An 11999-nucleotide genomic window follows, 5' to 3' on the forward strand; every position below is an offset into this window, starting at 1 on the left:
TCAATCCTCCTCGGGCCGCGCCTCGCGGCGCAGGGCGGGGTTGGGCTGGACCAGGCGCGCGAGGTAGCTGGTCCGAGGGCGGGTGCCGAGCTCGGGCAGCAGGGCGTAGGCGCGGGAGTCCTTGCGCAGGACGGTGACCGGATCGTCGGGGCGGGCGAGGTCGCCGAACTCGATCGCGCGGGCCGGACAGGCGGCCTGACAGGCGGTGACGACGGCGCCCGGGGCCATCGCTCGACCCTCGCGGTGGGCGGCGATCTCGGCCCCGCGGATCCGCTGCACGCAATAGGTGCACTTCTCCATGACCCCGCGCGTGCGCACCGTGACGTCGGGGTTGCGCTGGAGGCGGAGGGTGGCGACGTCGCGGTCGACGTAGTCGAAGAAGTTGAAGCGCCGGACCTTGTACGGGCAATTGTTGGCGCAATAGCGCGTGCCGAAGCAGCGGTTGTAGGTCATGTCGTTGAGGCCGTCGTGGCTGTGCTGGGTGGCGCCGGTCGGGCACACGACCTCGCACGGGGCGTGCTCGCATTGCATGCAGGGCACCGGCTGGAACCGCCAGCGCGGGCCGTCGCCGCGATCGTCGGCGTAGGTGTCGATGCGGATCCAGTGCAGCGCCCGGTCGCGCGCGGCCTCGACGGGGCCGACGGTGGGGATGTTGTTCTCGGCCTGGCAGGCGATCACGCAGGCGTTGCAGCCGATGCAGGCGTTGAGGTCGATGGCCATGGCCCACGCGTGCGGCTCGTGAGGCCGGGTCGGGTTCAGCGAGGCGGGCTGCAGGTCGGGCGAGGGCAGGCGGGCCGGCTCGCCGCGGAGGAGCCAGCGGGCGTACTCGTCGCCGTGCTCGTGCTCGTCGCCGCGGTGGCGATCGACGATCAGATGGCCGGGGCGCGCGAGCGGCTCGATGGCGACCGCGACGGCCCACGGAGCGGCGACGGGGCGCAGGCGCGCGGCGTCGAAGCCGACGCCGGCCGCGGGGGCGCGGCGACCGTAACCGAGGTGGACCGTGAGCTGGTCCGGCGGGTGACCGGCGAGGACGTAGACCGGCGCGTCGACGCTGCGCTCGCCGACCTGCAGGCGCACGCAGGCGTCGTGCTCGAGGCCGCGGGCGCGGGCGGTCTCGGGGGCGACGAAGGCGGCGTTGCCCCACATGAGGCGGGTGATCGGCCGCGGCAGCTCCTGCAGCCACGGGTCGAGCGAGAAGCGGCCGTCCCAGGCGGCGGGGTCGGGGCGGAAGGACAGCACGAGGTCGGGCGACGATGTGTCCGATGGGACATGTTCGGAGAGCAATGTCCTGAGGATGTCGCCGCGGATCGCGGTGGTCACCGCGGTCGCCGGCGAGGGCAGGCGGCCGTCGTGGATCGCGGCGCGCCACCACTGCTCGCGGTCGACGTCGCCGGGGACCCGGTCGCTCCATGTCCTTTCGAGCAGGTCGCGCCCGCGCGCGGGGTCGTCGGCCAGCGCGGCCAGCAGCTCGGGCGCGGTGAGGCCGTCGTAGAGCGGGCGGATGGTCGGCTGCGACAGGGTGACCTCGCCGTCGTCGGCGGCGGCGTCGCCCCAGGCCTCGAGCGCGTGCGCGAGCGGCAGGTGCCAGCGGCAGCGCTCGCCGGTCTCGTCGCGGTAGAGGCCGAGGTGGGCGGTGAACGGGACGCCGGCGAGGGCGTCGGCGAAGCCGAGGTCGGCGGGGGCGGTGAAGACCGGGTTCGCGTCGAGGATGAGCAGGGCGTCGAGCTCGCGGCGGGCGATCGCGGTGACCAGTGCGGCCAGAGAGTGCTCGGGGCCGTCGGGCTGACGCTCGAGCCGCTCGGTGTAGACCATGGTCCGGCCGGCGGCGCCGAGCAGGTGATTGGCCGCGTGGACGGTGGCGTGCACCTGCGGCGGCTGGTGCGGGCCGGCGACGACGAGGCCGGCCGCACCGGCGGTCTTGAGGTCGGCGACCGCGGCGGCCAGCCACGGGTCGTCGACCGGGTCGCCGAGGAGGCCGCGCAGGACGTCGCGGGCGAGGTCGGGGACGTCGGTGACGCGGACGGCGCGGCGATGATCGGCGGCGGCGCCGGTGAGGCCGGGGAAGCTCTCGACCGCGTACAGGCGCAGGGCCTCGGCGGGCATCAGCTCGGCCCGGCGCCGCAGGGCGAGCGCGCGAGCGTGGCGCAGCCGGCCGGGATCGACGAACAAGAAGTCGTCGTCGAGGCTGAGGACCACGTGGGCGCGGTCGAGGCGGTAGTGACAGGCGAGCGAGGCGCCGAGCAAGCGCTGCAGGCCGGCGTGGACGTTGTCGCGGCCGACCGGGCTCCACGCGAACCAGCGCAGGCCGGGGCAGCGCGCGCCCAGCCGGGCGACGCCGGCCGCGAGCATGCGCGAGCTGGTGGGCCCGGTCAGGACGGCGACGCGGCGGCCGGCGCCGAGCCAGCCCCGAGCCTCGCGCAGGAACGCCGGCCAGCTGCTCGGCTCGGACCCGCGACGCACGCCGGTCGAGCGCCGCGGGTCGTACAGCTCGCGCACCATCGCCTGGCCGAAGGGACATGTCGCGCCGAGGCTGGCGCGGTGTTCGGCGTGGCCCTCGATCTTGGTCGGGCGGCCCTCGTGGGTCTCGACGAGGATCCCGTAGGCGTGGGCGTCGAGGGTGAAGGCCGAGGCGAAGAACAGCGGGACGCCGGGGACGACGTACTCGGGCTGGCGCGCGTAGGGGACGATGCGCTCGGGCGGGTCGCGCTCGAGGCAGCCGCCGAGGCCGGCGGCGGCGAGGCCGGCGGTCATGCGGCCGAGGAAGGCGCGGCGGCCGAGAGTTGCGTCGTCGATCATCGATGGCACTCCGAGCAGCTGACGTGGGTCTCGTCCTCGAGGATCACCGGCGGGGCGTCGGGCTCGGGCCGCCAGCCCATGACGAACACCGCGTCGCGCGGGCGCAGGTGCGGGGTCGGGTCGCGGTGGCAATCGAGGCACCACTTCATCGACAGGTCGGCGACCTGGCGGATCCGCGGCATCCGGTCGACGCGGCCGTGGCAGGTCTCGCAGGCGACGCCCTCGTGGACGTGGATGCTGTGATCGAAGTAGACGAAGTCGGGCAGGTCGTGCACGCGCTGCCAGCGGATCGGTCGATCGTCGGCCCAGCTGTCGCGCACCGGCGCGAGCAGCGGGGCGTCGGGGAACAGGTGGGCGTGGCAATGCATGCAGGTCTCGGTCGCGGGGAGGCCGGCGAAGGCGGCCCGCTCGACGGTCTCGTGGCAATAGCGGCAGTCGAGGCCGGCGCCGCCGACGTGGTGGTCGTGGCTGAACGGGATCGGCTGCGCGGGCGACCAGCCGACGCCCGTGCTCCAGCCCGAACGCGAGAGCGCGTAGCCGACTCCCCCGACCAGAGTGAGGCCGACGGGGAGGCCCCACAGGACCAGGCGGATGCGGCGGTCCGCGGATGGGCGAAAGAGCTGGGCCAACGGGTTCTCCGGCGCTGCGGCGAGGCGCTCGTTTGCGAGCGGGCCTCTGCTATGCCGGTGATTCACGTCGTCGCAAGCGATCGCCGGGGCGAGGCGCACGTCGCCCGGCGGAGCGGCCCGAGGCGGCGACGACCCTCGCCGATGGCATGACCCACGTCACCGCGGCGAGAGCCCGCGCGGGGCAGCCGCCGTCGCTCGCTCGTTCGCGGCTGCGAGCGAGCGGCGCAAGGCGTGACCTCGCGGGCGATGCACCGGGATCAGCTCCGGGCCCGCTCGCGTCCGAGGGGCCCGGCGTGAAGCTGCGGTCGCCGTGTCGCGCAGCGTGGACGCGGCCGAGACGATGCTGGCCGGAGGGCGAGCGCCTTTCAGCTGGGGAAGCAGCGCGCGAAGCGGACGAGGAGCCCACGATCGCCGCGCACCTTGAGCCGCCCGGTCAACGCCGCCAGCAGCGGGCTGCGCTTCTTCTCGAGGATCTCCATCCACACCGCGCCCTCGCACGAGAGCGCGAGGTCGGGCTCGCCGTGCAGACCCGGCGTGACGGTGAGCGTCCCGTCGTCGATCCGCACCGTGGCCATGGCCGCGTCGTCGCCGCGGAAGTCGAGGTGGAAGGTCGCCTTCCACCCGCGTGCCGGGCCGCGCTGGAAGCTCAGCGGCAGCGCGCGGACGAAGTGCGCCGCGGAGCGCGGCCGCAGGCTCGAGCGCACCACGCGGATGCGCTTGTGCGGGAAGCGCTTCTGGACGTGCGCCTGGGCGTCGGTGCCTTGCACGACGTAGATGGTCTCCTCGCGCTCGGTCAGCGGCTTGACGACGCGGCGCAGGTACCCGGCGCGATCGGCGAGGAAGGGAGCGATCACGTCCTCGCCCGCGGGGCACACCGCGAGGCAGTACGCGGCCTTGTAGTTGGGCCCGTACGCGAGGCTCTGCCACATCGACGCGCTGTCCGCCTGCGACACGCGCTCGCGGAAGTCGCGACGATCGCGGCTGTCGGCGACCTCCTCCACGAAGTCGGTGAACCCGCTCATGAACTCGCGGTAGTTGTGCGTGTAGCAGGCGGAGAACCGGAACGCCCCGTCGGGCTCGATCGCCCCGACAGGGCACGCGGCGACGCACAGCTTGCACGAGATGCACGGGTCGAAGTCGAGCCTGGGGCTGCGACCCTCGATCTCGGCGGTCGTCAGCACGGTGCCGAGGAGCACGAAGGAGCCGAAGCGCGGGTGGATCACGTTGCGGTGGAGTCCCATGGTCCCGAGGCCCGCGGCGACCGCGACCCGCTTGTGCGAGACGATCCAGGAGCGCTCGGGGAACGACTCCATCTCCATCGGGAACGCCATCGCCGGGTGAATGCTCGGGTGGCCGAGCCCGGACAGCGCGACGGCCAGCTCCCGCGCGACCTCGTCGACCTCGTGCCCCGTGCGGTGGAATTCGACGTTGGCCACGCTGCGCGTCGGGCTGCGCACGTCGTCGACGTGCATGCGCAGGACGATGGGCACCAGCGTGCGCACGCCCGGCAAGGCCCGCTCGACGTGGGGGCGCTCCTCGGCGAGCGCGGGGTCGTCGATCGAGACCACTCCCGCGTCGTCGGCACCGGCGGCGAGCGCCAGCTCGCGCACCCGGGCCAGCGTCAATCGCTCGGGGGCCGGCGGCGCCGGCCGGGCGCGCACGGCGAGCACGGTCGGATGGTCGTCCAGGGGGGTTCGTCGGGGGCGGTCGTCGGGCATGGTCACCTCGAGGGGAAGAGCGATCATGGGATGATCATCGACATCTCTTGCGGCGCGAGACGCGGGCGCCGGCTCGCGGGGCGCCCGAGCTCAGGTCGCGCGGCGCACGAGGCGTCGCGTCGCCGCGAGCACGCGGTCGGCGAGCGACTCGTCGCGCACCAGGCGAGCGAGCACGATGCCGCCGATCATCGCGGCAGTGATCGCCAGCGCGTCGTCGTGGAGCTCGCCCTGCGGCGCCCCGCGACGGACCACTGTGTCCATCTCGGACAGGAACCTCCGGGCGATCTCCGCGAAGGCGCGCCGGACCTCGGGCGTCTGGCGAGGCGCCTCGGCCCCCAGCGCCGCGAGCGCGCAGCCGTGCTCGGCGTCCGCGCGGTGCGGGGCGGACAGGTAGGTGTCGAGCACGGCCGCGAGCGGATCGGCGGCGCCGACGGCCTTGCCGAAGATGCGCGGCAGGGTCTCGTCGGCGGCCGCGCGCAGGGCCTCGGCGACGAGCTCGTCCCGGCTCTCGAAGTGCCGGTAGAAGCCGCCGTGCGTGAGGCCGGCGCGCTTCATCAGAGCCGGGATGCCGACGCCCGTGAGCCCGAGCCCGCGGAGCGCCCGCGAGGCCGCGGCGACGATCCGCCCGCGGACGGCATCCTTGTGGTCGTCAGGGTAGCGCATGTTGGATGACGAGTATCATCGCATAGCTCGGGGCCGGTTGCAAGGGCGGCGACGGGCGCGACACACCGAGCCCGTGCGACCTCGCCCCGCGAGGGTGCGACGGGCTCGGCGGATGTAGCCGTCGACGAAGCCTGATCGCTCTGATATCGCCTCGAGCGCCGCTCGCCTGCGCCGCAGCTTGGGCTTCTACCCGACTGAAGCGCCGGCAGCAGGGCCGCCAGCAAGAACGACTCTTCGGTTCCCTCGCGAGTCGGCGTCCGTGGCACTGCTTCGTCCGCTGCGACGAGCCGCACGACGACCGCTTCCCGTACGATCATTCGCACCGCGAGCCGCGGGCGTGAGCTGCGAGGATTCGCTCAGCCGGTCGAGCGCCGGCGCGACTCGGGGCGCACGCGCTCGTCGACGTCGACGGCGCCGCAGGCGGACAGCAGGCGGGCGACGTTGTCGGCGTCGATCTCCCGCGTGCGCACGGTGACGACCGCGCCGCCGCGGTTGAACGCGTCGGAGAACTTGCGCGCCTCCGGCTCGGGGATGCCGATCTTCACCAGCGCCGGCGCGAGCCAGTCGGGGATGTCGACCTCCTCGGAGCCGACCGCCCCGAGGGCGCCGAGGATCGGGCCGGCCGCGATCACGGGGCCGGCGTAGGGGACGCCGAAGGCGGCCAGACCGATGATCGTGCTGAGAGCGCCGGTGGCGATCTGGCCGGCGTGCGGCGGCGCCTCGTGCAAGGTGGCGAGGTCGTTGGCGACCACGCTGATGTCGGTGCGGTCGTACTTGCGGAGGAGCAGCGCGTCGACCGCGTACTTGGCGTCGGCCGCCGTGTCGAACAGGGCGATCACCGTCTTCATGCCTATCGGGGTCATCCGCCGGCCTTTCGTGGAGGTGCAAACGATGTATGCAGCAGACCGGCGGCGCGGGCACACGCGCGGCGCAGGAGCGGCGCTCCACGCCGGCTCGAGCCTTTCCCGGCGAGCTCGACCGCGGCGGCCTCGCGGTCCGCGCTCTCACGATCCATGGTCGGGCCCGCTAGGAATCGGACTCGTCCGTATCGCTGCCTCGCTTAAAGCGCGGGCTGATCGGCCTCGGCGTCGGACAGCGGGGTGTCGAGCTCCGCGCGCTGAAGCAGTGCGTAATGGGAGTGTTCGCGTGGGGTGCGATTCAGCCTGGCGATGCGACGCTCGGCCGTCACCGCCGAATCGTGGATGGAGTCGAAATCTCGGCAGATCTGGCCGAAGCCTTCGTCGTAATCGCTGACCACGAAGACCTCGACCGCTTCTGCGGGACCGGGGAGGCTGATGATGACGAGGTCGTCCTCGACCAGGCCGTCGGCCTTATGGGCCTGCTCATGCCACGGGTCGCTGGCCGGATCGGCCGCGCATTTTTTTGAAAGATAGGCGGCGCGGGCGGCCTGGGCTCGCTCGGGGCTGGTGAAGACGCCGAGGAGCACGTCGGCGCCGGTGTACGCGGAGATCCGCCGGACCAGCAGGAACATGTCGACGTGCTCGGAGGACATGACCGGCCGAGCTTGCTCGCTGCCGGCTGCGATCGTCAACCGCGAACAGGGCGTGGCGGGCGAGCTCGATCGGCTGGAGCAGGGCGTAGGATCTTCATTACCGGCGATCGTGGCTTCGCCCTCGGGGCGCTGGTTGCTCTGCGAGTGCCAGCGGATGACGCCGTGATGGTCGAGCAGGATGATGGCCGGCGGCTGGCGGATCGACTCGAACCAGGCGGTTCCTCCCTCGAAGCCGCGCATGAGGGCGCGCTTGTGCTCGATCGCGGTCGCGGCCGCGACAGCCCGGTCGCCCATGCGACGCGGAGATTGCGGCCGCGCAGGCAGTCGGAGCGGGCCTCCACCTCGGGCGGGGCGCTGAGAGGGCTGCCGGCGCGGACGCCTGGAACCGGAGGACCGTCGAGGTCACTGCGACCCTATCGGGCGCGCGGCGAGCCGACTGCGAGGGAGGCGACGACGGAGGTCTGCCGGCGAGCGCGATCGGGCCTGTCGCGGCCGCCGGGGTGAATGCTACGTTCTGCCGATGTACGCCGGCTTCCTCGACCTGACCTGCCCGCTCTGGTGGACCGTCGACGCGGCGCTGTCGCCGGCAGAATGTGCGGAGTACGTGGCGAAGATGCGAGCCGGGCAGGCCGAGGTGGCGCCGATCGTCGGGGCAGGCGGCGGGCCGGTGATCGAGCCGGAGACGCGCAACAACACGCGGGTGATGTGGGACGACGCCGACGAGGCGAACGGGCTGCTCGAGCGGGTGGGCGCGCACGTGCCGGCGCGGCTGTCGGGCCAGGTGCTGGCCGGCGCCAACCCCCGCCTGCGGCTGTACCGCTACGGCCCGGGCGAGCGCCACGGCGCCCACTGGGACACGATCGTCGAGCTCGCCGACGGGGTGCGCAGCCTGCTGACGCTGGTGTTCTACCTCAACGAGGGCTTCGAGGGCGGCGCGACCGACTTCGTCGAGCTGGGCGCCTGCGTGACGCCGCAGGTCGGCCGCGCGCTGCTTTTCCAGCACCGGGTGATGCACCGCGCCTGCGAGGTGACCCGCGGCGAGAAGTTCGTGCTGCGCACCGACGTGCTCTACCGACCGGCGTGATGGCTCGGTCCTCGCGGACATGCTCCCGAGGGCATGTCCGATCGAGCATGAGCGATTGAACATGTTCGATCGAGCTTGTGATGTTTCTGTCACGAGCCTCTCGGGACACGTGGCCGCGCCGCGACCTGCGCCGGGCCGCCTCGGCGCGCGAGGGGCCGCGGCGTGGTCCAGCGACGGCGCGGGCGCGGGCGTCCGGTTGCGCGCCGCTCGCTTCGCGCCATAGATCGACCCGGCCATGGCGCAGGCGAACACCCGGCGCGGGTTCGATGCGGCCCACCTCGCGGACGTCGTGGTCATCGCCGACGCCGAGCTCGTGCGCCTGCGCCAGGCGGCGCGCGTGACCCTCACTGCGATCGCGGCCGCGGCCCTGCTGCACCCGCTGGCGCAGGCGCTCGGCCAGCCGACCAGCGTCGCCCTGGTCGGCATCAACGTGGCGATGTTGGGCGTGGCGACCGTCAACGACCCCACGCCGCGGGCGCAGCGGATCACGACGGCCCTGGTGCCGCCGGTGGCCTGCGCGGCGCTGGTGCTCGGCACTCTGGTGCACGCCTACCCGTGGCTGCGCGACGGGCTGTTCCTGACGCTCGCGTTCGTCGCGGTGCTGGTCCGCCGCTTCGGCCCCCGCGGCCTCGCGCTGGGGATGACCGGCTTCCTCGCCTACTTCTTCGCGCTGTACTTCCGCGCCGACGCGGCCCGCCTGCCGCTGATGCTCACGAGCGTGTGCATCGCCACCGCGCTGGCCTACGCGGCCCGCTTCTGGGTGGTGCGCGAGCGGCCGGAGACGCGGCTGCGGCTGCGGCTGGCGGCGCTGCGGCGGACCGTGGCGGTGGCGCTGCGCCAGCTGGCGGCGATCGTCGCCGAGGGGCGCGAGGCGCCGCGGCGGATCCACGCGCTCCGCCGCACTCTCGGGGCGATCAACGAGTCGGCGCTGGCGATCGACGAGCAGATCGATCGCGTCGATCCGTCGAGCCCGACGTCGGCGACGCTGCGCGAGCAGGTGTTCGCGCTCGAGCTGGCGCTCGAGGAGGTCGCGGCCGCGGCGGTGGTGGCGGTGGTGCTCGGGCCGCCCGCGCGCGAGGCGATCGCGGCGGCGCTGCTGGCCGCGCGCGGGGCGGTGCGTACGGGCGACCAGGCGGCGGCGCAGGCGGCGATCGCGGCGCTGGCGAAGGTGACGCGCGGGGCGTGCGTCCTCGAGAGGGCGCTGCGCTCGCTGCTGGCGGCGCTGCAGCTCGACGCCCGGCTGCCGACCGCGCGCGACGTGACGCGCGAGCCGGAGCCGGCGACGCCGACGACGACGCCGACGTGGAAGTGGTCGCTGCGCCTGGCCGCCCAGGCGACCCTGGCGACCGGCCTGGCGCTGGCGGCCGGGCACGCGGTCGCCAGCTCGCGCGCCTACTGGGCGGTGATGGCCGCGTTCATGGTGTTCAACCGCGCCAACACCCGCGGGGCGATGCTGGTGCGCGCGTGGCAGCGGCTGATCGGCACCCTCGTCGGGGTGATCGTCGGCCTGCTGGTCGCGCAAGCGATCCAGGGCCTGGTCGCCGTCGAATTGGTGGTCCTGTTCGCGTGCATGTTCATCGCCTATTACACGCTGCAGTTCTCCTACGCGTGGATGGTGGCGGGCTTCACGACCCTGATCGCGGTGCTGTACAGCCTGCTCGGCATGTTCTCGCACGAGCTGCTGTACCTGCGGGTGATCGAGACGCTGGTCGGGGTGCTGGTCGGGGCCGGCGTGGCGATGCTGGTGTTCCCGGTGTCGACGCGCGGGACGATCCGCAGCCACATGATCGACGCGCTGCGCCTGCTCGCCGACGACCTCGAGCTGGTCTACACATCGCCCGGCCCCGACCGCGCCAGCCGGCGCGCGACCGCACGCGCGCTCGACCGCAAGCTCCGCGACGTCCGCAGCGAGGTCCAGGGCGCCGGCGGGGTGCCGCTGCTCCCGACCCGCGAGACGGACCGGCTGTTCTTCGCGTTCGCGGCGGTGTGCTTCCACGCGCGCCCGCTGCTGATGTTCGACCCGCGCGCGTTCGACGAGGCCGCGGTGCAGCGGGCCCACACGGTCGCCCTCCGCCTGGCCGGCCGCGCCCGCACCCTCGCGGAGGCGCTCGCCGCCGGCGACCCGCCGACGTCGCCGCGGGCGATCGATCGCCCCGATTCGTCGGACCCCGCGCTGAGAGGACTTGCCCGCCTCGACCGCGCGCTGTCGACGTTCGCCCGCGTGGCCCGCGAGACTCGGCTGCCGCGGGCCGGCGGGGTGCGGGCGAGTTAGCCGCGAAACTCTAACTGCAGATCACGAGGTCGAATCGGACTCCTCGCCAGGAGGGGCGGCCTCGAACTTGAGGCTGCGGCGCAGGCCGCCGCCTGTGGTGAGCGCGATAAGGTCGTGGTCGCCGGCGCCCAGCGCACCTCGGCGACGACGGGACGCAGCATCGTGCGGCGGGTCCAGCGACCGCTGTCCATCTGCTGGCTAGAGCGGTCGCGGGCGCCGCCCCCGTGCGTTTAGCTGCCAGGCACAACGTCGGTGGTCGTCGATAACTGGCCGCCTTGGCACCGCATTCTTAAAAATGCTTGCCGCTGGCAGTGCAGTGCCCTACGGAATCATATGTCTCGTGTCAGCGAACGATCGCACGGTGCGACGATCGCTGAACTTCACCTCAAGGAAGAATCATGAAGCACTGTATTGTCATGACGGCCACGCTTATGACCCTTCTCTCGAGCGCCCGTGCGGTCGCCGGGCCCGCTACTTTGACGCTCCACAACAAGACCAACCGGGCGGAGGTCAATTGTGCGATCGTCCGTTGGGACGAGGGATCGAATTTCTGGGTCACTCATCACTGGTACCTCATCGAGCTCGGTGAGTCCAGGACGTTCTCCAATGTCGAGTACTACCGATGTGAAGAGGTGGGTGGATCCGGCGTTTGGGACGGAGACGGCAGCTTCTCGGCTTGCGTGACGCGGGGAGACAACTATGTCAATCCGCTCTATAACAGCACCTCCGTCGATGATTGCAATGAGGCGGGCGGTACGATGACGTCGTTCGGGTATGTCGAGGGTCCCACGCGGAACGTGCACCTGACGCCCTGACGATTTCGCAGATGGCGGAGCTCGAAGGATTCGAGTTCGGCGCGGTATGTCTGAAGCGACTGCAGACGCCTGGTGTCGCCGTCGCCCATCCGTCTCGCTCAGCGGGCTCCGCGCCCGCGGGCGAGGCTACCAGAAGTGAAGATTCGCCAGGACGACCCGGATCTGCTCGACGTTCGTTCGCGGATCATGGCGCGGGATCGACCGTCAGCGGCGGCAGGAGGCGCGCCGACCCGGCGACGTCGTGCTAGCGTCGTCCGCCATGCGCGACGAGATCTGCGGCTGTCACTTCGGCGGGTTACCAGGCCGCTGCCGAACGGAGCTGTCCCCGGGAGGGAAGGGGCTGTTCTGCCCCTATTGCGACGATGCGCCGTTCCACCGCCATTGCATGGGCTGCGGGACGAACGCAGTGCCGATCACGTTCGACCCGATCGAGCTCTATTGTTCGACGTGCCGGGCTGGCGATCCGCGACGAAGCGAGGCGAAGTAGTCGGTGCCCGCGCGCGCTCGCG

Annotated in this window: 10 protein-coding genes; 4 read left to right on the forward strand and 6 right to left on the reverse strand. The window is 72.6% G+C overall.

The features are described 5' to 3' along the window. From O0S08_RS03590 to O0S08_RS03615, 6 genes are all read right to left on the reverse strand, one after another. Positions 1-2796, reverse strand: coding sequence for a 4Fe-4S dicluster domain-containing protein (locus tag O0S08_RS03590; RefSeq protein ID WP_269037553.1), 2796 nt, complete (start codon positions 2794-2796; stop codon positions 1-3). After that, positions 2793-3425, reverse strand: a complete 633-nt coding sequence (locus O0S08_RS03595) for a cytochrome c3 family protein (protein WP_269037554.1) — start codon at positions 3423-3425, stop codon at positions 2793-2795. The genes O0S08_RS03590 and O0S08_RS03595 overlap by 4 nt, the downstream gene beginning before the upstream one ends. Positions 3426-3790: 365 nt before the next feature. Next, positions 3791-5170, reverse strand: coding sequence for an SCP2 sterol-binding domain-containing protein (locus tag O0S08_RS03600; RefSeq protein WP_269037555.1), 1380 nt, complete (start codon positions 5168-5170; stop codon positions 3791-3793). Positions 5171-5233: 63 nt separating this feature from the next. Then, positions 5234-5806, reverse strand: coding sequence for a TetR/AcrR family transcriptional regulator (locus O0S08_RS03605; protein ID WP_269037556.1), 573 nt, complete (start codon positions 5804-5806; stop codon positions 5234-5236). A gap of 356 nt (positions 5807-6162) precedes the next feature. Next, a complete protein-coding gene (locus tag O0S08_RS03610) occupies positions 6163-6654 on the reverse strand; it encodes a hypothetical protein (protein WP_269037557.1) in 492 nt (163 codons plus the stop codon). Positions 6655-6866: 212 nt separating this feature from the next. Next, positions 6867-7559: a hypothetical protein gene (locus O0S08_RS03615; protein ID WP_269037558.1), complete on the reverse strand. Its 693-nt coding sequence runs from the start codon at positions 7557-7559 to the stop codon at positions 6867-6869. A 280-nt stretch (positions 7560-7839) separates the two neighbouring features. Between O0S08_RS03615 and O0S08_RS03620 the strand changes: the two genes are divergently transcribed. From O0S08_RS03620 to O0S08_RS03635, 4 genes are all read left to right on the forward strand, one after another. Beyond that, positions 7840-8403, forward strand: coding sequence for a prolyl hydroxylase family protein (locus O0S08_RS03620; RefSeq protein WP_269037559.1), 564 nt, complete (start codon positions 7840-7842; stop codon positions 8401-8403). Positions 8404-8638: 235 nt separating this feature from the next. Beyond that, positions 8639-10675, forward strand: a complete 2037-nt coding sequence (locus tag O0S08_RS03625) for an FUSC family protein (protein ID WP_269037560.1) — start codon at positions 8639-8641, stop codon at positions 10673-10675. Positions 10676-11073: 398 nt separating this feature from the next. After that, on the forward strand, positions 11074-11490 hold the full coding sequence (locus tag O0S08_RS03630; protein ID WP_269037561.1) for a hypothetical protein: 417 nt from the start codon (positions 11074-11076) through the stop codon (positions 11488-11490). A 259-nt stretch (positions 11491-11749) separates the two neighbouring features. Next, on the forward strand, positions 11750-11977 hold the full coding sequence (locus tag O0S08_RS03635) for a hypothetical protein (RefSeq protein ID WP_269037562.1): 228 nt from the start codon (positions 11750-11752) through the stop codon (positions 11975-11977). Positions 11978-11999 lie beyond the last annotated feature (22 nt).

The organism is Nannocystis punicea (assembly GCF_026965555.1).
In the GTDB taxonomy this organism is placed as follows: Bacteria; Myxococcota_A; Polyangia; order Nannocystales; family Nannocystaceae; genus Nannocystis; species Nannocystis punicea.